This window comes from Thermaerobacter litoralis, assembly GCF_054654595.1.
The window spans coordinates 36,953-61,479 of the sequence record NZ_BAAIES010000008.1 but is presented as its reverse complement, the minus strand read 5'-3'; the positions used below and the strand labels follow the sequence as shown (position 1 = coordinate 61,479).

Annotated in this window: 19 protein-coding genes; 14 read left to right on the top strand and 5 right to left on the bottom strand. The window is 74.3% G+C overall.

All coding sequences use genetic code 11. The annotated features are described in order from the left end of the window. Positions 1-1,437 (top strand): sensor histidine kinase, encoded by a 1,437-nt coding sequence (locus ACYQ02_RS05595; RefSeq protein WP_460039459.1) that lies wholly within the window; start codon positions 1-3, stop codon positions 1,435-1,437. A gap of 41 nt (positions 1,438-1,478) precedes the next feature. Here ACYQ02_RS05595 and ACYQ02_RS05590 read toward each other — a convergent pair whose 3' ends face one another. Both ACYQ02_RS05590 and ACYQ02_RS05585 read right to left on the bottom strand, forming a co-directional pair. Continuing rightward, entirely contained in the window at positions 1,479-1,811 is a 333-nt protein-coding gene (locus tag ACYQ02_RS05590; protein WP_460039458.1) for a sulfurtransferase TusA family protein, read from the bottom strand. Between the two features lie 320 nt (positions 1,812-2,131). After that, the gene (locus ACYQ02_RS05585; RefSeq protein ID WP_460039457.1) at positions 2,132-3,325 is read right to left on the bottom strand and encodes a YeeE/YedE family protein; all 1,194 of its coding nucleotides are present in this window, start codon (positions 3,323-3,325) and stop codon (positions 2,132-2,134) included. 671 nt (positions 3,326-3,996) lie between these two features. Between ACYQ02_RS05585 and ACYQ02_RS05580 the strand changes: the two genes are divergently transcribed. The 3 genes from ACYQ02_RS05580 to ACYQ02_RS05570 all read left to right on the top strand — a co-directional run bounded on the left by ACYQ02_RS05580 (position 3,997) and on the right by ACYQ02_RS05570 (position 8,088). After that, entirely contained in the window at positions 3,997-5,685 is a 1,689-nt protein-coding gene (locus ACYQ02_RS05580) for a DNA polymerase III subunit gamma/tau domain-containing protein (protein ID WP_460039456.1), read from the top strand. Positions 5,686-5,977: 292 nt separating this feature from the next. Continuing rightward, entirely contained in the window at positions 5,978-6,982 is a 1,005-nt protein-coding gene (locus ACYQ02_RS05575; RefSeq protein WP_460039764.1) for a fumarylacetoacetate hydrolase family protein, read from the top strand. A 128-nt stretch (positions 6,983-7,110) separates the two neighbouring features. Next, the gene (locus ACYQ02_RS05570) at positions 7,111-8,088 is read left to right on the top strand and encodes a ketopantoate reductase family protein (RefSeq protein WP_460039455.1); all 978 of its coding nucleotides are present in this window, start codon (positions 7,111-7,113) and stop codon (positions 8,086-8,088) included. Between the two features lie 34 nt (positions 8,089-8,122). On the opposite strand, the gene ACYQ02_RS05565 is transcribed toward ACYQ02_RS05570, so the two are convergent. From ACYQ02_RS05565 to ACYQ02_RS05555, 3 genes are all read right to left on the bottom strand, one after another. Further along, a complete protein-coding gene (locus tag ACYQ02_RS05565) occupies positions 8,123-10,312 on the bottom strand; it encodes an adenine deaminase C-terminal domain-containing protein (RefSeq protein WP_460039454.1) in 2,190 nt (729 codons plus the stop codon). 14 nt (positions 10,313-10,326) lie between these two features. After that, positions 10,327-11,517 (bottom strand): HAD family hydrolase, encoded by a 1,191-nt coding sequence (locus ACYQ02_RS05560; RefSeq protein WP_460039453.1) that lies wholly within the window; start codon positions 11,515-11,517, stop codon positions 10,327-10,329. 259 nt (positions 11,518-11,776) lie between these two features. Further along, positions 11,777-11,989, bottom strand: coding sequence for a Spo0E family sporulation regulatory protein-aspartic acid phosphatase (locus ACYQ02_RS05555; RefSeq protein ID WP_460039763.1), 213 nt, complete (start codon positions 11,987-11,989; stop codon positions 11,777-11,779). A 649-nt stretch (positions 11,990-12,638) separates the two neighbouring features. Here ACYQ02_RS05555 and ACYQ02_RS05550 point away from each other — a divergent pair. The 10 genes from ACYQ02_RS05550 to ACYQ02_RS05505 all read left to right on the top strand — a co-directional run bounded on the left by ACYQ02_RS05550 (position 12,639) and on the right by ACYQ02_RS05505 (position 24,457). Beyond that, entirely contained in the window at positions 12,639-13,106 is a 468-nt protein-coding gene (locus ACYQ02_RS05550; protein WP_460039452.1) for a pyruvoyl-dependent arginine decarboxylase, read from the top strand. A 198-nt stretch (positions 13,107-13,304) separates the two neighbouring features. Beyond that, positions 13,305-14,282 carry an N-acetylmuramoyl-L-alanine amidase family protein gene (locus ACYQ02_RS05545; protein WP_460039451.1) on the top strand — a complete coding sequence of 326 codons (978 nt, stop codon included), beginning with the start codon at positions 13,305-13,307 and terminating at the stop codon, positions 14,280-14,282. A 227-nt stretch (positions 14,283-14,509) separates the two neighbouring features. Further along, positions 14,510-15,277 (top strand): hypothetical protein, encoded by a 768-nt coding sequence (locus ACYQ02_RS05540; protein WP_460039450.1) that lies wholly within the window; start codon positions 14,510-14,512, stop codon positions 15,275-15,277. Further along, the gene (locus ACYQ02_RS05535) at positions 15,274-16,011 is read left to right on the top strand and encodes a coenzyme F420-0:L-glutamate ligase (protein WP_460039449.1); all 738 of its coding nucleotides are present in this window, start codon (positions 15,274-15,276) and stop codon (positions 16,009-16,011) included. Before ACYQ02_RS05540 ends, ACYQ02_RS05535 begins: the two co-directional genes overlap by 4 nt. 102 nt (positions 16,012-16,113) lie before the next feature. Continuing rightward, complete coding sequence (locus tag ACYQ02_RS05530; RefSeq protein ID WP_460039762.1) at positions 16,114-17,790, top strand: long-chain-fatty-acid--CoA ligase; 1,677 nt, start codon at positions 16,114-16,116, stop codon at positions 17,788-17,790. A 95-nt stretch (positions 17,791-17,885) separates the two neighbouring features. Continuing rightward, complete coding sequence (locus ACYQ02_RS05525) at positions 17,886-19,529, top strand: thiamine pyrophosphate-binding protein (protein ID WP_460039448.1); 1,644 nt, start codon at positions 17,886-17,888, stop codon at positions 19,527-19,529. Between the two features lie 316 nt (positions 19,530-19,845). Continuing rightward, positions 19,846-20,733, top strand: coding sequence for an IclR family transcriptional regulator (locus tag ACYQ02_RS05520; protein WP_460039447.1), 888 nt, complete (start codon positions 19,846-19,848; stop codon positions 20,731-20,733). Next, positions 20,702-21,694 carry an ABC transporter ATP-binding protein gene (locus ACYQ02_RS05515; RefSeq protein WP_460039446.1) on the top strand — a complete coding sequence of 331 codons (993 nt, stop codon included), beginning with the start codon at positions 20,702-20,704 and terminating at the stop codon, positions 21,692-21,694. The genes ACYQ02_RS05520 and ACYQ02_RS05515 overlap by 32 nt, the downstream gene beginning before the upstream one ends. Positions 21,695-21,706: 12 nt before the next feature. Next, on the top strand, positions 21,707-22,735 hold the full coding sequence (locus ACYQ02_RS05510) for an ABC transporter ATP-binding protein (protein ID WP_460039761.1): 1,029 nt from the start codon (positions 21,707-21,709) through the stop codon (positions 22,733-22,735). 171 nt (positions 22,736-22,906) lie between these two features. Continuing rightward, positions 22,907-24,457 carry an ABC transporter substrate-binding protein gene (locus ACYQ02_RS05505; RefSeq protein ID WP_460039445.1) on the top strand — a complete coding sequence of 517 codons (1,551 nt, stop codon included), beginning with the start codon at positions 22,907-22,909 and terminating at the stop codon, positions 24,455-24,457. Positions 24,458-24,527: the final 70 nt, after the last annotated feature.

Below are 24,527 nucleotides of genomic sequence, written 5' to 3'. Positions count from 1 at the left end.
GTGCGGTTGGCCTGGCGTCTGGCGGCGGTCTATGCCTCGATCCTGGTGGCGGTCGCCGGGGTGCTCCTGGTCGCCGCCCCCGCCCTGGCCGAGCGGGCCATGGTCGACGCCCTGGGCCCGGTGCTCCTGCGCCAGGCCCGCAGCGTGGTGGCCCTGCTGGACGTCCAGGCCTTCCCGGGCCTGCACGCCACCTACCTGGCCGACCTGGCGGCGGTGCGGCTCTCCCGCCTCTATGTCGACGGCGAGGTCCTGGTGGTCGACCCCTCGGGGCGGATCCGCTGGAACTCGGCCACCCTGGTCGGCGACCTGGAGGGCTGGCAGCTGGCGCCGGAGGTGATCCGCGGCATCCAGGCGCCGGGCTACGGCGTGCGGGAGATCCTGGCCAACGTGCCGGCGGTGGTGGCCGTGGCGCCGATCCCCGTCCCCGGGGGTGGCGGCACCCTGGGGACGGTGGTGGTCTTCCGCCCCCTGCGGGAGCTGGCCGGTGTGCGCCGGGAGATCGGCACCTGGCTGGCCCTGGGCACGGGGGCCGCCCTGGCCGTGGCCCTGGCCGCGGGGTGGGCCGTCGGCTACCGGGTGGTGCGCCGGCTGGCGGCCATCCAGGAGGCGGCGGCGGCCCTGGCCGCGGGCGACCTGTCCCGGCGGCTTCAGGTGGCCGGCCGCGACGAGATCGCCGGCCTGGCGGCCGGGTTCAACCACATGGCCGAGCGCATCGAAGGGCTGGTCAACGAGCTCCGCCGCTCCCAGGCCCTGCGCCGGGCCATGCTGGCCACCATCTCCCACGAGCTGCGCACGCCGGTGACGGTGATCCGCGGCCTGGGGGAGGCCCTGCGGGACGGGCTGGTGGAACCGGGCCCCCAGGGCCGCCGCCACGCCGGGCAGATCGTGGCCGAGGCCGAGCGGCTGGGCCGGTTGATCGACGACCTCTTCCAGCTGGCCCAGATCGAGACCGGCCAGCTCGACCTGCGCTTCCGCCGGTTCGCCGCCGGTCCCTGGCTGGAGGAACGGGCCACGGCCCTGGAGGCCCTGGTGCGGGAACGGGGAGCGGGCTGGGAGGCGCGGGTGGACCCGGCCCTGGCCGAGGTGTGGCTGGAGGCCGATCCCCACCGCCTGTCCCAGGTGCTGGGCAACCTGGTGGACAACGCCGCCCGGCACGCAGGGCCGGAAGGACGCGTGGTCCTCCAGGCCGCCGCGGTGCCGGGCGGCGTGCGCGTGGAGGTGGCCGACGACGGGCCGGGCATCGACCCGGCCGACCTGCCCCGGATCTTCGAGCCCTTCTACCGGGGCCGGGAGGCGGCCCGCAGCCGGGGCGCGGGGCTCGGCCTCAGCATCGTCCGGGCCCTGGTGGAGGCCCACGGGGGACGGGTGGGGGTGGCCTCCGCCCCGGGCCGGGGGACCCGGCTCTGGTTCACCTTGCCGGCGGCTCCCAGGGCGTGAGCCGGATGGGACCGCCCGCGGCGTTCCCGCCCCCAGCCCCCTCAGCGCCGGCGGATCCAGATCCGGTAGAGGCCCGGTTCCTTCTCCTCCACCCGCAGCACCTCGCCGAGGCCAGACCGTTCCACCGCGGCCGGGACCGTGTGGGTGGAGATGGTGTGATCGGTCAGCTCCGCCAGGATCTGGCCCGGCGCCATCTGGGCCAGGGCCTCCAGGGCCGCGTCGACGGGATAGGGGCAGATCTCACCGGTGACGTCCAGCTCCCGGTCGGCGGTCAGGGTCGCCGCCGTGCCCGCCCGGTCGACCAGGTTGGCCTGGCCCAGGGCTTCCAGCCGCCGGCGGGCCTGCTCCAGGTTCGGCCGCTTGAACAGCGCCATGGGTGGGTCCCTCCTCGAAGACGTCCTCGCGCAGGCTCCGGAGCCCGTCGCAGGCTCCGGGGCCAGCCGCCGTGACAGGTTTGGCGCAGGTTTTGGAAAGCCTTGACCGCCGGGTGGGCACGGGCGCCCGGGCGGGGCGGGCTGGCGGCCCGGGCGCCAGGGCCGCCGGGGCGCGGAGCGCCGGTGCCGTCCGGCGGCGGCTGGGCCGTGCCGGTGCCGCCCGGCGGGGGCTGGGGCGCGGCGGGGGCGGGCGGGGGTCCCGTGGGGACCTGGACCCCGCCCCGCCACCGGGCCCTTCCCCGGGCCCGTCACCGGGCCCGTCACCGGGACGCGGGGGTGACCGCCGCACCGGCCGCCGTGCGGCTCGGGGGTGTGCCGGCCGCGGCCGGTTCCACCTGGCACGAGCGCAGGAGGGCGGCCTGGCGCAGGTGGGCCACCTTCCAGGCGACGTAGATGCCCGCCGCGATGCCCACCGAGGCCAGCAGGCTGTGCAACGACAGGGCCGGCAAGCCGCTCAGCAGGTTGCCGATGTTGCACCCCGGCGTCAGCCGGGAGGCGAAGGCCAGCAAGAACCCGCCGCCGATGGCGTTGGGGAGGCGGTGCAGCCGGGGCTTGCGCCAGCGGAAGGTCCCGTTGAGGCGGGCCGACAGGGCCGCCCCGGCGATGATGCCCAGGATCAGCAGCTCCTCACCGCCCGGCACCAGCCCCGGATAGCCCTTGAAGAGGTTGGCCACGTAGGGGTTGGCGGCCACCCGCGCCGGGTCGTCCACGGCGGACCAGGCCAGCGCGACCCAGCGGGTCTCCGGCCCGGTGATGCCCCAGATGGTCCACAGGCTGAACTGCAGGGTGGACACCAGGCCCAGCAGCAGCCCCACGGCGCGGGTGTCCCAGGACCGCAGCCGCAGCAAGGTGGCCGGTCCCTGGCGGAAGAACGCGGCCACCTCCCGCAGGCTGCGCCCGATGGCCCCGGGGCCGGCCACCAGGGCGACGGCCAGCAGCAGGACCGCCACCGCCAGCAGGGCCGTCACCAGGGGCGGCCAGGGCAGCAGGCGGTAGAGGGTGACGGGGCCGGTGATCTGCAGGGGCTTGAAGAAGTATGGCTGGAGCACGTCCGGGAACAGGCGCAGGAACGCGTAGTAGCCGGCGCCCATGCCCAGCAGGGTGAGCCAGAACTGGCCGTAGCCCATCCCCGCCCGGTAGAGGGTGCCCGAGGCGCAGCCGCCGGCGATGTACATGGCGATGCCGAAGAGGAAGCCGCCCAGCAGGCTGTTCCACCCCACCGGCGGCACCCAGAGGCGGTCGGGTGTCGCCCAGCCGGCGGAAAGGGCCAGGCCCCAGCCCAGGGTTGTCACCGCCACCGCCGTGACGATGCCCTGGAGCACGCGGGTGTGGCGGAAGGCGTACAGGTCGCGGAAGGCCGACGTGAAGCAGAAGTCGCCGCGCTGGAGCAAGAAACCGTACACCAGGCCGAAGGCGGCACCGAGGCCAAGGAGAACCGGCCCGTGAAGGTCCATCCCTTCCTCCTCCCCACTCCCCCGGTTGATGACGCGGGTCCTCGCCCCTCGCCCTGGGCGGCAGGCAGCTGAACCGCCGGCGACCGGTCGCCGAGGGGCGCCGTTGGCCTTTCCTGGGGCCGGCCTGCCGCCGGCGTAGGATGGCAGCCCGGCTCCGTTCTCCCAGAGCCTCCCCGTCGAGGCCCTGACGATCCGGACCCCACCGGCCGCTGGCGAGAACCCGCTCGTTCACGGCGATTGTAGCGGGGGCTTCCTGTAATGTCAATAAATCCGATTTGCAAACAATAGATTGTCCGCAAGATTGGCCCGCACATTGTCCGTCCATTGTCCGCAGACCCGCCGGCAGCCGGTGGCCCTCCGAGCGGTTCCCGGCCGGTCGCCATCCCTCGGGGCAAGCGGCCCCTCGCCGGACCGTGCCCGGGCCGGGCCCATGGGTTGGCGCGCTGCCGTGGAGGCCCGGATCCTCCCGTACACCGACACTGGGCCCGGCGACCCGATGGCCGGGGGTGCCATGGGGGTCTCGGGTCCCATCGGGTAGGCCCTTTGGTTCAATTTTCGCCGCTGCTCGACACCGGGCCCCGAAAAGCCGGCCGGCTTGTCCGAAAATGTGAGGGAACGGGAAACGGGCCCCGCCGTTTCCCGGGGAGAAACCGGTGGGAGGTGGCGCGATGGTGGAGCGTGGCAGGCGGTGGCCCGGCGGCGCCGCAGGCCGGTGGGTGGCGGCGACCCTGCTCTGGGTCCTGGTGCTGGCGACCGGCTTGCCGGGACTGGCCCTGGCGTCGTCGGACGGCGGGGCGGTCACCGGCGCGACTGCGGCGGGCGGGGAGGCGGCTTCCGCCGGCCCGGCGGGTTCGTCCGCCGAGCCCGGCTGGTGGTTCGCCGTGGGCTACTACGCCCGGTACGCGGCGGAACAGGTCCGCCTCTGGGCGAGTTTCGACCCGGCGGGCGATGCGGCCCTGGCGGCGTCCTTCGCCCAGCAGCGGGCGACCCAGGCAGCGGAGCTGGCCCCCGGGTCCGACTGGTTCGAGCGCCTGGCCGCCGATATTGCCGCATACCTGCGCCTGGCCCAGGAGCGCCTGGTCGAGGCCCAGGCGGAGGGGGCCGCGACGGATCAGGCGGTGGCGGCCCTCCAGCAGGCGGCGGCCCAGGTGGCGGAATTGCCCCAGCGGGCCGGCGCCGCCGGTTCCGGCGACGGGACCGGAGAGGAGGCGGTGACGGGGCCGGCAGACGCCGCGGCCAGCGGCGGGCCCGCGGACACCGGGGCCGGGGATGTCGCCAGCGGGGCCGGTGACGTCTCCGGTTCGGCCGGGGCCGGGGTTGACGACGGCCAGCCCGCAACCGCCGCACCCCAGGAGGAGCCCGCCCTTGCCGAAGAAGGCGGGACGGGTGAAGGGGCCGAACCCGCCGGGGAGGCGCCGGAGGCCGTCGAACCCGGGGACGAGGAGGGGACCGGTGCCCTCGACGAAGCCCTGGAGGCGGCCGCGGAAGCCGAGCTGGTGGCCGGCTCCGTCGCCATGATGGATCCCGCGGAGATCACCGCCCTGCGGGACCAGGGCTACGGCTACGGCCAGATCGCGCTGCTTTACGCCACGGCCCAAGCCATCCGGCTGGCCGGCGGCGAGGAGGTGGGCGTCCTCGACTTGGCGGCCCAGCTGGCTGCCCTGGCCGCCGGCCCGGGCTCCGGCTCCGGCGGTGAAGCGGCGCCGCCGGGGTCCGGGGACGCCGACGACGCGACGCCGGCGCCCACCGGGGACGCTGCGGAGCCGGCGGGCGAGGCCGGTTCGTCGGAAGGGCAGGGTCTGGCGGCCCCGGAGGGGACCGCGGCCGGTGCCACCGGCGCGACCCTCGACGACGACGGCACGCCCCAGACGGGCGTCTTGCCCGCCACCAAGGTCAGGGCCTTCGGGCGGACACTGAAGGAGCTCCTGGCCCTCTATGGCATCGAGCGCCGGGACCTGAAGCCCGGGCGCTGGATCGCGGCGGCCCACCGGGCCACCCTCCAGCCGCCCGCCGAGCAGCCGGCCGGTGAGGAGCCGGAGGCCACGGAACCGGAGCAGGACGGCGACGGCGCCCTGGAGGACGGCCAGGCGCCGGACGACGGGACGGCCGTCGAGGCGCCGGAGGACGCCGAGCCCGACGGATCGGCCCCGGAGGCCGGTGAGGCGGTGGAGGAAGATGAGGGCGAGCCGGACCAGGATGCCGTGATCGCCGCCGCCGAGGACGACGAGGATGATGCCGACCGGCCGGCGGTCGAGCACCGTTCGGAGGACAAGCCCGGGCGCGCCCACGCCAAGGACCGGGAGGAGCGCGGACACCGGGGCGACGAGCGGGGCCGGGGCGGCGAGCGATCCGGCCGTTAAGGCCACCGGAGAGCCCGGCCAAGGCGGGTGGCGGGGTGCACGAGCGGGCACCCCGCCACCCGCGTGCTTTTCCCTAACCCGGCCTGCAGCCGCCCCTTGCCCCGGGAAGGATTGGCGCGATCCGGAGGGAATTCCCTAGAGTTACCTCTTTAAAGGGCCTTCTCGTCTTCAAAGGGCCTTCTCGTCGCAATGGCGGTGCGGCAGCGGGCCCGCCAGGGGGGACCCGCGGGGGCGGCCCTCGGGGTTCCGGCGGGCCCGGGAGCCGCCCGGGGAGGGATCGGGATTGCGCTTCGTGCGGTTTGAGCAGGCCGGCCGGGTGGCCATCGGCCTGGCCGAGGTGGACGGCGAGGGCCGGTTGCGCCGGGTGCTCGACCTGGCGGCGGCCCGGGCGCGCTGGGGGGGACCGCCGGTTCCTCCCGACATGGTGGAGTGGATCGCCCTCGGAGACGAGGCGGTGGTCGCCGCCCGCCGTTGGTGGTCCCTGGCGGGTGGGGCCGAGCCCGCCGGGGCCGGCGGGGAAGCACCCGGCGGCGGTGAAGCGCCCGCGGGCGGCGCCGTCCCTGGCGGCCCGGGTGAGGACGGGCCCGCCGGGCCCCTCTGGCATCCCGCCGAGGCGGTCCGCTTGCTGGCGCCCATCGCTCGCCCGCCCAAAAACGTCATGGCCATCGGCCTCAACTACCGGGACCACGTCTTCGAGATCAGCGGCCGCGACGTCCCCCAGCACCCCGTGGTCTTCACCAAGGCGGCTTCCGCCGTTCAGGGACCGGGCGACCCGATCTACACCCATCCGGGGGTGACGGAGGCGGTCGACTACGAGGGCGAGCTGGCCGTCGTCATCGGCCGGCGGGGCCGGTCCATCCCCCGGGAGCGGGCCCGCGAGTACATCTTCGGCTACATGATCCTCAACGACGTCACGGCCCGGGACCTGCAGCGGCGCACCAGCCAGTGGCACCTGGGCAAGAGCCTGGACACCTTCTGCCCGACGGGGCCGTACCTGGTCCACCGGGACGCCGTGGGGTGGCCCGTGGAGGTCGACGTGCGCACCTGGGTCAACGGCGAGCTGCGCCAGGAGGCCAACACCCGCCAGCTGATCTTCGACATCCCCACCTTGCTGGCGACCCTGTCGGCGGGCATCACCCTGGAGCCCGGGGACATCATCGCCACGGGCACGCCCAGCGGCGTGGGCATGGGGTTCGACCCGCCGCGCTTCCTGCGGCCGGGCGACGTGGTGGAGATCGAGATCACGGGCCTGGGCCGCCTGCGCAACCCCGTGGTGGACCGCTGGCCCGCACCCTGAGACAGGCCTGGGGGCCGGGGGGCGGGGATAGGGGGAATGCGGCCGCTGGACCCCAGGGGTCCCGGCGCCGCGGCCGCGGGCAGACCGTCTTGGGACCTTTCCCATCCGGTGAAGAGGAGGTGAGCGCCATGCGCATCGCCGTCATCGGGGCGGGGGGCGTCGGCGGCTACTTCGGCGCCCTGCTGGCCCGGGCGGCCCAGTGGGCCGAACCGGGGACCGTCCTGGAGGGCGCCCGGGTCGGGTTCCTGGCCCGGGGGCGTCACCTGCGGGTCATGCGGCGCAGCGGGCTGCAGATCGAGAGCGTTCACGGCCGGTTCAGCCTGCGCCCCCTGGCCAGCGACCGGGGCCTGCGGCTGGCGGAGGAACTGGCCCTGCCGCCCGGGGAGGGCGCCGACCTGGTCCTGGTCGCCGTCAAGGCCTACGGCCTGCCCGGCGTCCTGGACGAGATGGCCGCCCTGGTCGGCTCCCGCACCGCCATCCTGCCGCTGATGAACGGGATCGACCACCTGGAGATCCTGGCGGAGCGGTTCGGCGCGGAACGGGTGCTGGGCGGCCTCTGCCACATCGAGACCGCCCTGATCGAGCCAGGCAAGATCCGCCAGACCAGCGCCCGCCGGGACATCACCTTCGGAGAGCTGGACGGCCGGATCACGCCCCGGGTGGAGCAGATCGCCGCCGCCTTCGCCGCCGCCGGCATCCCCCACCGGGTGTCGGAGCGGATCCTGGTCGACATGTGGATGAAGCTGATCTTCATCTCCGCCATGGGCGGCATGACGGCGGTGGCAAACCGGCCCCTGGGGGCCGTGCTCGGCGATCCCGACGGCCGCGCGGTCTACGAGCGGATGGTGCGGGAGGCGGTCGCCGTCGCCCGGGCTGCCGGGATCGACCTGCCCGCCGACGCCTTCGACCAGGTCATGGCGACGACCCTGGGGATGGACCCGGCCATGACCTCCTCCCTCCAGCGGGACCTGGCCGCCCGGCGGCCGGTGGAAGTGGACGCCCTGTGCGGGGCCATCGTCCGCTACGGCCAGCGCCACGGGGTCGACACCCCCTGCCAGCAGGCGGTCACCGCGGCCATCCGCCTGCGGGCGGGTGCCGAGGCCTGAGGGCCGGGGCCTTTTGGGGGCCCCGGCACGCCCCTTACCCCTCGGCGCGCCCCCCGGCCGGGCCGGACCCCCATGGCAGCACCTGGTCGCCCGCCGGCTCGGCCGGGACCAGCAGCCGGTGGCCCTTGACGTCCCAGAGGCCCGCGGGCGTCAGCCGCGGCCCCGGCAGGTGGTCGGCCGAGAGGAAGAGCAGCGAGTAGACGGGGTCGTGGAAGGGGTGGCCGCGCTCCCGCAAGAGGCGGGCCAGCTCCCGGCAGCGACGGGCCAGCTGGGGGATGTCGAGATCGGAGAGGAACCCGCCGATGGGCAGCGGCAGGTGGAAGAGGACCCGGCCCCCTTCCACCAGGACGATGCCGCCCTCGGCGGCTCCCTCGGCCGCCCGGGCCATGGCGTCCGGATCCCGGCCCAGCACCAAGAGCCCGCCGGCCATGGTGTAGGTGGTGGCCAGGCCCTCGATGCCGGCCCCGAAGCCCGCCACCAGGGCCCGCGTCACCCTCCCCCCATCCCCGTCGAAGAGGGCGGCAAAGAGCAGGTCGTCCTCCCGCGGAAGAACCGGCAGCCCCTGGGGATCGAGTTCCAGCTCCCGCTCCTCCAGCCGGCCGATCACCGCGTTCAGCAGGCGGATCACGGGCAGGCGCACCCGGTTCGGCGTGTCACCGGCAGCGCCTTCGGCGGCGCGGCCTTCCGCGGCACGCCGCCGGGCCCCGGGTGCCCCTGCCGGCTTCGTCCCTCCGGCTTGGGCCGCCGCACCCGGCTCGCCCCCGATCCGGGCTCCGGCACCGGCCTTCGCCGCCGCCGGGGCCGGGGCGCCCGCTCGGGTGGGCACCGGCCGCTTGAGGGCTGCGCGGACGGCGGCGCCGGCGCCGGCCAGCCGCCGGGGGCCCAGCCCCAGAGCGGCCCAATCCAGGGGGGCCGGTTCCTCCAGCAAGCGCCCCTCCCGGGCCACGGGCCGGCCATCGATCCAGACCTCCACGGGCACCGGGTCGTCGGGGCGGGCCAGCACGTTGACGTCGGCCAGCCGGCCGGGGGCGATGGCGCCCAGGTAGCGGTCCAGGCCCAGGTACATCGCCGGGTTGACGGTGGCCATCCGGTAGGCCGCCTCGGGCGGAAGCCCACCGGCCATGGCCACCCGCAGGGCCAGGTCGAGGAAGCCTTCCTGGACCATGTCCGGCGTCGGGCCGTCGGTGGTCAGGGCCAGCCGGTGGCCGTATCCCTGGGCGAAGGCCTCCCGGGCCGCGGCCACCAGCTCGGGCAGGTCGGGGCGCAGGGAGCTGTGGCGGAGGATGGCGAACAGGCCGAGCCGCACCCGCTCCAGGACCTCCTCCGGCCGGATGCTCTCGTGGCAGTCGCCGACCCCGGCGGCGGCCAGGGCAGCCAGGGTCCGCGCCGAGGCGCCCGGTGCGTGGCCGTCCACCGGCAGGCCCTGGGCGAGGCCGGCGGCCAGCACGGACGGCAGCGGCTCCCCCCGGCGCAGGGTGCCGGCCCAGCTGGTCCACTCGAAGATCTCCACGATCCGGGGGTGGTGGAGCAGGGCGATGCCCTGTTCCACCGGCATCCCGTAGGCGGCTGCGAAGTCGGCGGCGCCGGCCGGGCGGGCCCCGTCACCCCCATCCTCCGGCCCGGCCGGGACGTGGGGGCCGGGGGCGCCATCAGCCGCCGGCCATGGGGTGCCCGCCGCGGCGCCGGGGAGAAAGCCGGCCCGTTCGGGGGTCATCGTCTGGGGGGCGACCCGCAAGCCCCACAGGTCCCGCACCGGAGCCACCAGGCCGGCGTCCAGGGCCTCGGCCAGGCGGGGCCCCAGGATCTGGCCCAGCAACAAGGTGTCGCTGACCAGGGTCGTCGTGCCCCGGGGGGCGATGGCGGCCCCTAGGGCCCGGGGGGAGTAGAGCTGGAAGGGGTGGGCGTGGATCTCCAGATAACCGGGAACGAGGTAACGTCCCCGGCAATCGACCACCTGGGTGTCCGGGCCCGGGCGGGGTTCCTCCGGACCGACGTAGGCGATGCGGGGGCCGGCCACCCACACCTCGGCTGGTTCCCACCGGCCGGTGTACACGTTGAGCACCGTACCGCCGCGGAACCACACGTCGGGCGGCTGCTGGCCCAGGGCGACCCGGACGGCGGCCTCCCGCAGGGCCGGCGACTCGTGGCGCCAGTCCCGGGGGCGGGACGGCGCCGCGGCGGGCCGGTCCGGCCCGGGGAGGCCACGGCGGGTTGCGACCTCCACCCCTGCCACCTCCTTCAATCATGGCGCCCCTGGGGCCCTGGCCCCTGGGGCGCCGGTCCCTGGGGCCCCGGCCCCTGGGGCGCCGGCCCGCGTCCCCGCCGGGCGACCACCGCCTGGAGGAAGCGGGCCACCCCCTCGTCGGCGTGGTGTCCGATGACCAGGCGGGCGGCCGCCCGGACCTCGGGCCGGGCGTTGGCCACGGCGACCCCCAGCCCCGCCCAGCGGATCATCCCCAGGTCGTTCTCGCCGTCCCCGACGGCGATGACCCGCTCCCGGGGCACCCCCAGCAGCCGGCAGAGCTCGGCGAGGGCCGCCTCCTTCGTGGCGTCGGGCCGGATGATCTCCAGCAGGCCCGGCAAGGTGGCGACGACCACGGCCGGCAGGTCCTCCAGGCCCTGTTCCACCTGGGCCCGGACCGCCGCGGCCTGCTCCGGTTCACCGGCCAGGATGACCTTGTAGACCCGGCCCCGGTGCCAGCCGGCCAGACCGGCGGCGGGGTCCGGGCCCGCACCCTGGTCCGGGCCGGCGGTCGAGGGCCCGGCGGCCCCGGAACGGTTGAAACCTGACGGCGCGGTGGGCGGAGCCATGGGGGCGGCGGGGGCGGTCTGCCGTCCCGCGCCGGCGGGTTCGGAGGAACCGGCCCAAGGAGCCCCGGGCCGCCCTGGGACGGCGGCGCCGGGGGCCGGCGTCTCCGCGGGCCCGTCGCCGGGCCCCGCCGGCGGCGGGTCGATCACGGGGATCGGGATCTCGTTGAGGTGGGCCAGCCGGTCCCGCCAGGGGCCCCGGCGGTCGGTGACGATGGCGTCCGGGCCGTAGAGGAAGGGCGCCAGCCCCAGTGTCAGGGCCAGGTCCAGGGCCCGGTCGACGACGGCCGGCTCCAGCGGGCGCTCCCAGAGGGCCCGTCCCGCACTGGGCCAGGTGATCAGCGCCCCGCCGCAGACGATGACGGGACGGGTGAGGCCCGCCCGCAGCCAGATGCCCATGGCGGCGGGAAGGGCGCGGCCCGTAACGATGACGGGGTGCAGGCCGGCCCGTTCCGCCGCCTGCAGGGCGTGAAGGCCCGCCGGGCTGACCCGGCCGTCGGGGCCGGCCAAGGTGCCGTCGAGGTCGAGGGCCACCAGTTGGAAGGCGTCCCAGTCGATGGCTGCGGGCCCTTCGGGCCCGTTGTCCGCCGGCCGATGGGCCACGTTCGGGTCCTGGCTCATGTCCCGATTCTACCACGGCTGTGGGCTCCCCCGGCCGGCGCCATGGGAGCCGCCTTCCCCGGCCGTCGCCATGGGGGCCGCCTCCCCGACGGTCGCCACGGGGGCCGCTGCCCCGACGGTCGCCGCCGGGCGTTGCGGGACGGAGGGGGCCGGGGGCGAACCGGCGCGGGGGTGGGGGCCGGTCCGGAAGGGGATGCCGGGGCGATCGTCCTACGCCGCGGACGAACGGGGCGCCCTGGCGGGGACGAAGGGGGCGCCCTCAGGATGACGGGCTCGTCGCCGCCCGGGCGCCCCCGGCTCCGAAGCGGCGGTGCCAGCGGACGATGAGCTCGTCCAGGCGCCGGCTGAGTTCGACCACCTGGGGATCGGCGTATCCGCGGCGCCGGGCCAGCCGGTACAGCTCGCGCCGCAGGGCCTCGATCTCCGCCTGTTGCCACCGCCGGGGCCGCTGGGAACCGGCGGGCAGGGGCATCGTCACAGGGGCCACCTCCACGGGGACGGGCCGGGCCGGAGGCCGCCCGCCCTCCCCCAGGGGCGCCCCCGGCCCGGTCGTGCAGGCCGCTACCGCGCTGTCCATTCTTGGGAGGGCGTGTCGCTCCTTGTTGACAAGCTGTGGGCAACTGTCGATTCCTGGGGATATCGAGGGGTTGGGTGGGGATAACCGCCCCTCAACCTGGGGATGAACGGCCCGCCTCCTGTGGATAGCGTTCGAGCGGCGTGGTCCTGGCGCGTTCCCACGGGGCCCCGCATCCGGGGAGCCGGTGGCTTGCTCGCAAGGTGCCGGCCGCCGGCCAGCGGTAGGCGCCGGGCGGCGCCCTGCGGAAGGACCGGCCCCGGGCATCGCTAGCCTCCACCGGCCCCTACCCGCCCCCGCCGGCCCCCACGGGCCCCCACCGGCTCCGCCGCCATCGCCGGCCCCCGCCCCCCTCTCCGGCATCGGCACCATCGGTGGAATCGGTGGCGCCCCGGGCCCCAGGGGCCTTCGCGGCGGCCTGCCTCCCCGGCGCCCGGCACCCCCGGCTGCGCCGCGCCATAGCATGGGGCGTGAGTCGCGTGGGCCCGCGGCCGGGTCAACGGCCCAGGCCCCAAGGGCCCGCGCCACGGCCGGGAGGTGTGAAGGCATGCTGCCGATTCCCAACCGGTTCGCCCTGGTGACGGGCCGGGCCGAGGGCGAGACGCCGCTGACGGCCTTCGACGCCGCGCTCCTGGATGCCGGGGTGGCGAACGTCAACCTGATCAAGGTGTCCAGCATCCTGCCGCCCCACGCGGAGCCGCTGGAGGAACTGGTCCTGCCCCCGGGGGCCCTGGTCCCCATCGCCTACGGCCGGCTAATCTCCGCCGAGCCGGGGACCCGCATCGCGGCGGCTGTGGCGGTGGGGCGGGACGAACCCGGCCGGTTCGGCATGATCATGGAGCACACGGCATATGCCAGTGCCAGCGAGGTCGAAGCGACCATCCGCCGCATGGTCGAGGAGAGCTTCACCATTCGCGGGGGGCGCCCCCGGGAGATCCTGGTCCGCTCCATCGAGCACGTGGTCGACCGGTGCGGGTGCGTCTTCGCCGGGTGCGTGCTCTGGTACGGGCGCTGAGGTCCGGGGCGGCCTGCGGGTGGGGTCGCGGGACCCGGCGGAAATCCCGCCGGCGGGGTGGCGGGACCCGTTGGGATCCCGCCGGCGGCCCCACCCCGGCCGCCGGGACCGGTGCGCACCGTGGCCGGCCAGGCCCCCGAGACCCCTTTCTCCACCCCGGGTGTCGCCGCGGGGGGCCCCCCACAGGGGGACCGGCCCTTGGACCGACGGGACGAGCTGAAGGGGCACGATGCCGCGCACCGGCCGGAACCAGCGGAGAAGGGCTCCGCCGGCCGCGACCCCTCTACCGCCGGCCACCCCTCGGCTGGCGGCCAACCTTCTTCCGCCGGCCACCCCTCCGCCGCCCGCGGCCCCTTCGCCGGCCGTGACCTCGAGGGCCGGGACCTGGGGGCAGCGTGGGGGCCCTGGGTGCGGCGGGCGACCCGCACGGGCCCCTTGCTCCCAGCGGGTGCGGGGACGCCACCGGCGCAGGCCGGCCCGCCCACCGGCATCCTCGCCCTCTCCTGGGCCCCGGCCCTGGTCCTGGCGGTCCTGGTCCTCCTGGCCCTGGGCCGGGTGGCCGGGGTCGCTGCCTCCCCGGAGCAGGGGCCCCTGGCCGGCACCCTGATCGTGGTCGACCCCGGCCACGGCGGGATCGACCGGGGCGCCTGCCACCTTCCCTCCGGCACCATCGAGAGCGAGATCAACCTGGAGTTCGCGTTCCTGCTGCGCGATCTGCTGCGGGAGCGGGGCGCCCGGGTCCTCCTCACCCGCACCACCGATGAGGACCTGGACCTGGACCCGCGGATCGAGATCGCCAACGCCAACGGCGCCGACTACTTCCTCAGCATCCACGTCAACTGGTTCCCCGACCCCACCTGCTTCGGCGCCCAGACCTTCTACTTCCCCGGCCGGGAGGAGAGCCGGCGGCTGGCCCTGCTGGTCCAGGACGAGCTCAAGAAGGTGGACCCCGAGAACTACCGGGAGATCCAGACGGGCCGTTACCGGGTGCTGCGCCTGACCCGCATGCCCGGCGTCCTGGTGGAACTGGGCTTCGTCGACAGCCCCCACGACCGGGCCATCCTCCACGACCCTGCCCGGCGCCGGGCCCTGGCCGAGGCCATCGTCCGCGGCGTGATCCGCCACCGCCGCGGCGAGGTGGGGCCGGAACCGGCCCCCGACCTGCGGGACCGCTGAGCCGCGGCCTCCCGCGCCCCCGGGCTTGGCACCCCGCCCGCACCGTGACGGTCCCCGGCCGCCCTGCATATGGTGCGGATGCGCCGCGCCGGGCGAACGTCCCGGCCGGCCGGGCTTCCGTCCCGGCCGGTGGGGCGGGCGTCCCGGCCCCGCCTGGCGGGCCGGCCCGGTTCGTCCCACATCCGTGACCCTCCCAGGCCCGAGCGCGGCGCAGGGGAGGAACCACCTTGCGCTGGCTGGCATGGACCCTGGCCGGCCTGGCCGCCGGCCCGGCCGCCCTGGCCCTCTACGTCCGCCGCCAGGGCGACGCCGACGTCCAGGTCGATGCCCGCGCGGTGTCGGTCCTGGCGGTGGAACGCCGGCCCGGCCGCTGGCAGGTCCGTTTCCGCCTGCCCGTGGTCAACCGGGGCCGGCAGAAGGGGATGCTCTACGAGATCCTGGTCCGCCCCGAGTTCCCGGGTCGCTGGGCCGCCCCCGTCCGCTGGTCGGTGGCCTTCTTCTGGCCGGGGGTGCAGGAGACCGGTTACTGGAGCGCCACCCTGCTCAAGCCGGGCCAGGTGGTCCCGCTGGAGGTCGAGCTGACCGCCTATGGTCCCGACCCGGTCCTCGACCGCCTGGCGGCCCTGGACCGGCTGGGTCTCGTGGTCCGTCACGGGGTGATCGGCCGTTCCCCGCTGCGCTGGTCCTTGACGGAGGTCAAGCTGCCGCTGGCTGCGGCGGCTGCCACCCGCTCGTCCCTGGCAGCACCGGGCGAGACCTTGGTGGGATGGGGCGCCGCCGCGCCCGCGGAGAGCGGGGGGCCGCCGCCCGAGCCGGTGGAACCGGCGGGGCGCCCGGCGGCCTCGACGCCGGTGCGACCTGCGGGACCCGGAGGGACCGCCGGCCCCGGGCGGCCCGTCCTGCGGGTGGTGGGTCGTCCGGCCGCTCCCCACCGCCAGGGGAGGGGCGGCGGAGCCGATCCGGCCGCGGTCGCCGGAGGGAGGGGTGGACGGTGAAAGGCGCGGTAGCCGGCCGGGAGGGGAGGCTGCGGTCTCGGGACCGCGGCCGGTCCGCCGGGCCGCCCCCGGGACCGGGATACGACGTCCAGGTGATCCGGACCGAGATCATCACCCCCGACCACGACCTGGAAGAGGTGGTCACTCGCTACACCCGCGGCCGGATGCAGCCGGGCGACGTGGTGGCGGTGTCGACGAAGATCGTCTCCATCACCCAGGGGCGGCTGCTGCGGCCGGAGGAGCTGCGCCCCGGCACCCTGGCGCGGCTGGTCTCCCGCTTCATCGACCAGGAGGGCAGCTGTTCGTCGCCCTACTCGCTGCAGGCGGTGATCGAGCACACCGGCCGGTGCCGGGTCGCCCTGGCCTTTGTGGTCGGCGGCCTCACCCGGGTGCTGCTGCGCCGCAGCGGCGACTTCTACCGGGTGGCCGGCTACTACGCCCGGGTGATCGACGACGTGATGGGCACCCTGCCGCCCTTCGACAAGCACATCGTGCTGCCCCCGGCGGATCCCGACGGGGTGGCGGCCCGGCTTGCCCGCGCCCTCGGGCCCGGGATCGGCGCCTGCATCATCGACGCCAACGACCTGGGCAGGGCGGAGGTGGTCGGCGCCAGCCCCGGCGTCGACCGGGACGCCGTGCGGCGGGTCATGTGCGCCAACCCCTGGGGAAACACCGACCAGCAGGCTCCCCTGGCCATCCTGCGACCCCGCCGGGACGAACCGGCCGCCGGGTGAATTCCCAGGATCCGGCGACGGGGCAGGTTTCCCGGACACCGTCGCGAATTCCGTTACCGGACAGCTTCCTGGGATGGCAATCCCGCGGGAGGGGGCCTGATGATGGCGGAAAAGGTGTGGCTCAAGCACTACCCGGCCAACGTGCCGGCCCATCTGGAATACCCGGAGGTGCCGCTCTACGAGCTGTTGGCGCGGACGGCGCGGGAGCACCCCGACCTGCCCGCCTTGCGGTACTACATGGTCCGGATGACCTACGCCGAACTGTGGGCCCGGGTCCAACGCTGCGCCGCCGCCCTGGCGTCCCTGGGGGTGCAAAAGGGCGACCGGGTGGCCATCATGCTGCCCAACTGCCCCCAGTACGTGATCAGCTACTACGCGACCCTGCGGCTGGGGGCCATCGTGGCCCAGGTGAACCCGCTCTACACGCCGCGGGAGCTCAGCTACCTGATCGGCGACAGCGGCAGCAAGGTGCTGATCGTTGCCGATGCCCTCTATCCCACGGTCCAGGCGGCGCTGCCGGAGCTGGACCTGGAGCACATCCTGGTGGTGCGCCTGCTGGGCAATGTGCAGCCGGGCCCCGAGGCCCAGTCCTTCGAGGCGCTTTTGGCCGGCGCCGGCGACGACGTGCCGGAGGTGCCCATCGCGCCCCGGGAGGATGTGGCGGTGCTCCAGTACACGGGGGGGACCACCGGCCGGTCCAAGGGCGCCATGCTCACCCACTTCAACCTGGTGGCCAACGTGGTCCAGATCCAGCACTGGTTCCCGGCCGAAGAGCGGATGAAGCCCGGTGAGGGGCGCATCCTGACCATCCTGCCGATCTTCCACTCCTACGGGATGACCGTGTGCATGAACTACGGGCTCGCCTCCGGCTACGAGCTGATCCTGGTGCCTCGCTTCGAGCTGCCGGAGGTCATGGAGATCATCAAGGCGACCCAGCCCAACTTCTTCCCCGGCGTCCCGACGATGTACGTGGCGGTCAACAACTACCCCAACGCCGAGGAGTACGGGGTGGGGTCCATCGAGTTCTGCAACTCCGGTGGCGCCGCCATGCCCGTCGAGGTGATGAACGCCTTCGAGCGGCGCTTCGGGGCCCAGGTGCTGGAGGGCTACGGCCTGTCCGAGGCGTCGCCCGTGACCCACTGCAACCCGGTCCACGGCCTGCGCAAGCCGGGCAGCATCGGCATCCCCTACCCCGACACCGACGCCGAGATCGTCGACGTGGAGACCGGCACGCGGGTCCTGGGCCCCGGCGAGGTCGGCGAGCTGCGGATCCGCGGGCCCCAGGTGATGAAGGGGTACTGGAACCGGCCCGAGGAGACGGCGGAGACCTTGCGGGACGGGTGGCTGTACACCGGCGACATCGCCACCATGGACGAAGACGGCTACTTCTACATCGTGGACCGCAAGAAGGACATGATCATCGCCTCGGGCTACAACGTCTACCCGCGGGAGGTCGAGGAGGTCCTCTACGAGCACCCGGCGGTGGCCGAGTGCTGCGTGGCCGGGGTGCCCGATCCCTACCGGGGGGAGACGGTCAAGGCCTACGTGGTGCTGAAGCCCGGCGCCTCGGCCACGGCCGAGGAGATCATCGCCTTCTGCCGGGAGCGCCTGGCGGCCTACAAGGCGCCCAAGCTGGTCGAGTTCCGCAGCGAGCTGCCGAAGACGGCCGTCGGCAAGGTGTTGCGCCGGGTCCTGGTGGAGGAGGAGCGGGCGCGCCAGGCGGCCGGTTCGTCCGGAACGGAGGCGGCCGGTTCCGCCGGGACGGCGGCGGGGGCGTAAACCCCCGCCGGGTCCTCCAGGGGTACCGCCGATGGCCGGCCGGCCGGTCTGAAGCAGGGGTCGGCCGGGAAGACCCACGGTCGGAGGGAATGGCCTTGGCCCACGTTCACGCAGGGCGCGTCATCGCCCAGGCCCTCGCCCGGGAAGGGGTGCGGGCCCTCTTCACCTTGTGCGGCGGGCACATCATGCCCATCTACGACGGCTGCCTGGACGAGGGGATCCGGGTGGTCGACGTTCGCCACGAGCAGGCGGCCGTCTATGCCGCCGACGCCTATGCCCGGATCGCACGCCGGCCGGGCGTGGCCGCGGTCACCGCCGGCCCCGGCGTGATGAACGCCGTCACCGCCATCGCCAACGCCCACCGGGCCCAGTCGCCGGTGGTGATCATCGGCGGCCAGGGCCCCCTCGAGCACGCCGGACGGGGCAGCTTGCAGGAGATGGACCACCTGGGGGTCGTGCGCCCCATCACCAAATGGGCCGTCCAGGTGCAGGATCCCAAGCGGCTCCCCGAGATCCTCAACCTGGCGTTCCGCCGCAGCCTCCACGGCGTGCCCGGCCCGGTGTATGTGGAGATTCCGCTGGACGTGGTCTTCGCCCAGGTCAACCTGGAGGCGGTGCGCTTTCCGGCGCCCGTCCCCGACCGGCCGGCCCTGCCCGCCGACCCCCGGGAGGTGGAACGGGCGGCCGCCCTGCTGCGCCAGGCCCGCCGTCCCGTGGTGCTGGTGGGCAGCCAGGTCCACTGGTCGCCGGACCCGGCGGCCGTGCCGCGGTTTGCCGAGGCCGCCCAGGTGCCGGTGTTCACCAGCGGCATGGCCCGGGGCGTCATGGCGGCGGGCGACCCCTGTTTCTTCAACCTGTGCCGCAAGACGGCCCTGGCCGAGGCCGACCTGGTCCTGGTGGCCGGGACGCCGCTGGACTTCCGCCTCGACTACGGCCAGGCCATCCACCGGGAGGCGCAGATCATCCAGGTCGACCTCGACCCCACGGAGCTCGGCCGCAACCGGGATGTGGCCGTGGGCCTCAGCGGGGATACGGCCACGGTGCTGGACCAGCTGCTGGAGGCCGGCGCGGCGCCGAAGGAACCCGGCCAGCGGGAGGCCTGGCTCGCCCGCCTGCGGGAAGAGGAGGAGCGCCGGGCCCGGAAGATGGAACCGGGCTTGACCAGCCCGGCGGTGCCCGTCGATCCGCTACGGCTCTGCGCCGAGATCGACGCCGCCCTGCCCCCGGGGGTGACGGTGATCGGTGACGGCGGCGACTTCATCGGCACCGCCGCCAAGGTGGTGCGGCCGCGGCGCTACCCGGCAGGCTGGCTGGACCCCGGTCCCTTGGGCACCCTGGGGGTGGGGCTGGGCTTCGCCCTGGCAGCCCGGGTGCTGCGACCCGACGACCCGGTGGTGGTCCTGTTGGGTGACGGGGCGGCGGGCCTGGATCTCTTGGAATTCGAGGCCGCCGTGCGCCAGGACTTGCCCTTCGTGGCGGTGGTGGGCAACGACGCCGCCTGGACCCAGATCCGCCGCTTGCAGGTCCAGCTCTTCGGCACCGACCGTGCCGTGGCCACCGGCCTGAGCTACGCCCGGTACGACCAGGTGGTAGAGGCCCTGGGCGGTCAGGGGGAGTGGGTCGAACGGCCGGAGGACGTGGGGCCCGCCATCCGGCGCGCCCTGGCCTCGGGCAAGCCCGCCCTGGTCAACGTGAAGATGGGGACGTCGGACTTCCGGGCAGGGGCCATCGCCGTCTAGCCGGGCCGCCGCGGTTCCGACCCCGCCGCGGGGGTTTCCGATTCGGCCGCCGCGGTGCGGTCGCCCACCCTGCCACGATCCCATCCCGAGAACCAAGATCCCATCCCGACGAAGGCCATCGGCCGGCCGCCGTGATCTCGGCGGCCGGCTTTCTTCGTGTTCGTGCCGGTGTGTTCGTGCCGGCCGGCGGCGAAAGCCGGACCGCCACGGCAGGGATTTGGCGAAGGGCGTCGAATGTTGGGCGTCAAGTTCAAATAATGGACACTTGTTTCATTATTTGAACCATATATTGCCGGGTTTCAGCCGGGGGATGCCGATGCGGGGAGAGGGACCGGGAACGGTCGGCAAGGCCATCGCGCTGTTGGGGCTCTTCGACGAATCGCGGCTGTCCATCAGCATCGCCGAGGCGGCCCTGGCGACGGGGATGCCCCGGGCGACCACCTACCGGCTGCTGGAGCAGCTGGTCGCCGCCGGCTTGCTCACCAAAAGGGGCGTGGACGGCGGGCGGGCCACCCGGTACGGGCCGGGGCTGCGCTTGCTGGAACTGGGCCGATTGGCTGCCCGGGCGCTGGACCCCGACGGGGTCATCCGCGAGGCGATGGAACGGTTGCGGGACCGGTGCGGAGAGTCGGTGCAGTTCGTTGTCGCCAGCGGCGACGCCGCCATCTATGCCCACGTGGTGCCGCCGCGGGCGCCGATCCACCTCTATGTGGGCTGGGGCCGCCGGGCGCCCCTGTATGCCGGTGCCTCGACGCGGCTGCTGCTGGCGTGGCAGCCGGAAGCGGTCGTCCGCCGGGTCCTCGAGGGCCCGCTGGTGGCCTACACGCCCCACACGCCGACGGATCCCGGGCACTTGCGGGCTCTTCTCGCCGAGATCCGCCGCACGGGCTATGCGATCAGCTTTGGCGAGCTGGTCGAACACACGGCGGAAATGGCGGCGCCGGTGGTGGACGGCCAGGGCGTGGTGGGTGCCTTGAGCCTGGCGGGCTTTGAGGAGCGGTACCGGGATCCCGCCATCGCCGCGGGGCTCAAGGCCGAGCTCCTGGCGGCGGCGGAAGAGGTGTCCCGCCGCCTCGGCTACCGCGGCCCGTGGCCCTACGTGGAGCCGGGGTCCGTCGCGCCACCGGAGGGCCGGGGCGGGCCGGCGGGCGCCGGGGAGGAAGGGGGGAGCGATGCTCTTGGAGCCGCTATTGGACGTCCGTGACCTTCAGGTGCAGTTCACCCGCCACGGGCAGGCGGTGACGGTGGTTGACGGCGTGAGCTTCCAGGTGGGCGCGGGGGAGACGGTGGCCCTGGTCGGCGAGTCGGGCTGCGGCAAATCGGTCACTGCCCGCTCGATCCTCGGGCTCATCCGGCCGCCGGGCCGCGTGGCCCGGGGCCAGATCCTCTTCGCGGGGCAGGACCTGCTCTCGCTGGGGGAGGCCGAGATGCGCCGCATTCGCGGCAACGCCATCGCCATGGTGTTCCAGGAACCCATGACCTCCCTGAACCCGGTCTACACCGTGGGGCAGCAGATCGCCGAGGCCTTGCGCCTGCACCGGGGTTTGACGGGCCGGCGGGCCCTGGCCGAGGCGGTGGAGCTGCTGCGCAAGGTCCAGATCGCCGACCCGGAGCGGCGGGTCCACGAATACCCCCACCAGCTGTCCGGCGGCATGCGCCAGCGGGTGATGATCGCCATGGCCCTGGCCTGCCGCCCGCGGCTCCTGATTGCGGACGAACCCACGACGGCGCTGGATGTCACCGTCCAGGCCCAGATCCTCGAGCTCCTCCGCCAGCTGCAGGCGGAGTTCGGCATGGCCGTGCTCATGATCACCCACGACCTGGGGGTGGTGGCCGAGGTGGCCCAGCGCGTGGTGGTGATGTACGCCGGCAAGGTGGTGGAGGAGGGCACGGTGGCCGAGATCTTCCGCCAGCCGGGCCACCCCTACACGGCCGGGCTGCTGCAGTCGGTGCCCCGGCTCGGTCAGGGCAAGGGGCGGCTGCGGCCGATCCCGGGCACCGTGCCCGATCCCGCCGCCATGCCGGGCGGCTGCCGGTTCCACCCGCGCTGCCCCCTGGCCGACGAACGGTGTCGCCGGGAAGCGCCAACCCTGGAGCCCCGGTCGGAGACCCACAGGGTGGCTTGCTGGTGGGCGGGCCCGGCGGCCGGTTCGGGGGTGGCGTGATTGGGTGGTGTCATGGACGGGAACCTGCAACCGATCCTCCAGGTCCGGGACGTCAAGAAGCACTTCCCCGCGGGCCGCCGCCGGCCGCCGGTCAAGGCCGTCGACGGCGTCAGCTTCGACGTCTACCCGGGCGAGACCATGGGGCTGGTCGGGGAATCGGGGTGTGGCAAGTCCACCCTGGCGCGGCTGATCGTGCGCCTGCTGGCACCGTCGGCGGGGACGATCCGCTTCGCGGGCCAGGACGTGACAAGGGCCCGCGGCGCCCGCCTGCGCCAGCTGCGGCGGGACATGCAGATGGTCTTCCAGGACCCCTATTCCTCCCTCAACCCGCGCCTGACCGTGCGGGACATCGTGGGCGAGCCGCTGCTGGTCCACGGCCTTGCCCGGGGCCGGGAGCTGGAGCGCCAGGTGGGGGAGCTCTTAGAGGCCGTCGGGCTGCGGGCCGGCCATGCCCGCCGCTTCCCCCACGAGTTCTCCGGCGGCCAGCGCCAGCGGATCGTCATCGCCCGGGCGCTGGCCCTGCGGCCGCGGCTGGTGGTGTGCGACGAGCCGGTGTCGGCCCTGGACGTCTCCGTTCAGGCCCAGATCCTCAACCTGTTGCAGGACCTGCAGCAGCGCTTTGGGCTGACCTACATCTTCATCGCCCACGACCTGGCCGTGGTGCAGAACGTCAGCGACCGCATCGGCGTGATGTACCTGGGCCGGCTGGTGGAACTGGCCCCGGCCCAGGCGCTGTTCGAAAGCCCCTTGCACCCGTATACCCGGGCCCTGATCTCGGCGGTGCCCGTTCCGGATCCCGAGGCCGCGGTGCGGCGGGAGCGCATCGTCTTGCGGGGCGAGCTGCCGAGCCCGGCTCGCCCGCCGGCCGGGTGCCGGTTCCACACCCGTTGCCCGCTGGCGGTGGATCGTTGCCGGACGGAGGTCCCCACCTGGCGGGAGGTCGAGCCGGGGCACTGGGTGGCCTGCCACCTGGCCGGGGAGGGCGAGGCCGCCGGGAAGGGGGTGAGCGCGGCCGTCCCCGTGGCGGCCACCGCCCGCTAGGCTCGGGCCCCGCCGGTCCGGACGCCCCCGTCGGCGCCGGCCGGGTCTTCCCCGATTCGTTCCAGAGCTCCGAAGCGACGGTCACCGCTTCTCATGAACCCAAGGGGGTAGGGATCGACGATGCAGCGGACTTCGAGGTGGCGTTCCATCCGTGGGGTCGCAGGTTTGTTGGTGGCGGCCGCCCTGGTGCTGACGGCGTGTGGCGGCGGGGGCGGGGGGACGGCGGGTGAGGGCCCGGGTTCCGGGGCCCAGGGATCGAACCCGGCCGCCGAGCGCGGCAACCACCTGGTGGTGGCCCAAGCCCAGGACCCCGGCAACTGGGACCCCATCGACACCTTCTTCGTCGCCTGGGCGTCGGTGATGAACAACGTCTTCGAGGGGCTGGTCTTCCGCGGCCCCGACCTCCAGCTCCAGCCGGGCCTGGCCGAGGAGTGGACGTGGATCGACGAGGACACCCTCCAGTTCAAGCTCCGACAGGGTGTCACCTTCCACAACGGGGAGCCCTTCAACGCCGACGCGGTGGTGTTCACCTTCGAGCGCCTGCTGGGCGAGGAGGGGGCCAAGGGGCCGCAGCAGGGCAACTACGCCAGCATCGAGCGGGTGGAGAAGGTCGACGACTACACCGTCAACTTCCACATGAAGACCAAGGACCCGGTGATCCTGACCAAGCTGGCCGGCTACGGCGCCGTCATCGTCCCGCCTAAGTACATCAAGGAACACGGCGACGAGTACTTCGACAAGCACCCCGTGGGTACCGGGCCGTACCAGGTCGTCGAGTACAAGCAGGACGACCACATCACCCTGGAGCGTTTCGACGGCTACTGGCGCGGCCAGCCGAAGATCGAGAAGATCACCTATCGCTTCATCCCCGAGGAAGCGACCCGCATCGCCGAGCTGACCACGGGCCGGGTGGACATCGCCGCCGTCAGCCCGAGCCAGGTGGAGAACGTGAAGAACACGCCCTTCCTCGAGATTGTCACCGCCGACAGCCCCACCGTGTATGGGCTCCGCTTCGACGTCTCCAAGCCGCCCGTGGACGACGTGCGGGTGCGGCGGGCCATCGCCTACGCCATCGACACCCAGGCCATCATCGACACGATCTTGAAGGGCTATGGGAAGCGGATCTCCACCTTCCAGAGCAGCCTGTCCTTCGGGAACGACCCGTCCCTGGAACCGTACCCGTATGACCCGGAGACGGCCAAGAAGCTGCTAGCGGAGGCCGGCGTGACGCCGGGGACCAAGCTCACCCTGGGGTACATCGGGACGAACACCGTCTTCGGGGAGATCGCCCAGGCCGTCCAGTCGTACCTGAAGAACGTGGGCCTTGAGGTGGAGCTGAAGACCTTCGAGACCAACACCTTCTACAACGACGTCATCCCCAATGCCCAGGCCGGGCACCTGTACCAGGAGGGCTGGGGCGGCTGGACCTTGGACTTCGACAACACGGCCTACCTGCTGTACGGCAAGGGCCAGTTCTGGAACCCGACCTTCTACGACGAGGAGGTCCAGCGGCTGCTGGAGGCGGAGCGCTCGACCTACGACCAGGAACAGCGGCTGGAGATCTTCAAGCAGCTGGACCGCCGGCTCTACGAGCTGGTGCCGACCGTCCCGCTGTACCAGGACGTGACCGTCTGGGCCGTCAACCGGCGGGTTCAGGACTTCGTGCCGCCGCCCGACACCCGGCACTGGTTCTTCGAGACGTCCATCGCCGGGGCGCAGTGACGCCGGGAGGAACCGGACCCGGCCCGGGGCAGAAGGACGCGGGGCGGGAGGAGCCGGCTGGGCCGGTTCC

Excerpts from the sequence above, each read along its gene's own strand:
- ACYQ02_RS05585 (WP_460039457.1), bottom strand. The coding sequence starts at position 3,325 with ATGGACCTTCACGGGCCGGTTCTCCTTGGCCTCGGTGCCGCCTTCGGC.
- ACYQ02_RS05515 (WP_460039446.1), top strand. The coding sequence starts at position 20,702 with ATGCTCTTGGAGCCGCTATTGGACGTCCGTGACCTTCAGGTGCAGTTC.
- ACYQ02_RS05520 (WP_460039447.1), top strand. The coding sequence starts at position 19,846 with ATGCGGGGAGAGGGACCGGGAACGGTCGGCAAGGCCATCGCGCTGTTG.
- ACYQ02_RS05510 (WP_460039761.1), top strand. The coding sequence starts at position 21,707 with ATGGACGGGAACCTGCAACCGATCCTCCAGGTCCGGGACGTCAAGAAG.
- ACYQ02_RS05555 (WP_460039763.1), bottom strand. The coding sequence starts at position 11,989 with ATGCCCCTGCCCGCCGGTTCCCAGCGGCCCCGGCGGTGGCAACAGGCG.
- ACYQ02_RS05560 (WP_460039453.1), bottom strand. The coding sequence starts at position 11,517 with ATGAGCCAGGACCCGAACGTGGCCCATCGGCCGGCGGACAACGGGCCC.
- ACYQ02_RS05590 (WP_460039458.1), bottom strand. The coding sequence starts at position 1,811 with ATGGCGCTGTTCAAGCGGCCGAACCTGGAGCAGGCCCGCCGGCGGCTG.
- ACYQ02_RS05550 (WP_460039452.1), top strand. The coding sequence starts at position 12,639 with ATGCTGCCGATTCCCAACCGGTTCGCCCTGGTGACGGGCCGGGCCGAG.
- ACYQ02_RS05570 (WP_460039455.1), top strand. The coding sequence starts at position 7,111 with ATGCGCATCGCCGTCATCGGGGCGGGGGGCGTCGGCGGCTACTTCGGC.
- ACYQ02_RS05530 (WP_460039762.1), top strand. The coding sequence starts at position 16,114 with ATGGCGGAAAAGGTGTGGCTCAAGCACTACCCGGCCAACGTGCCGGCC.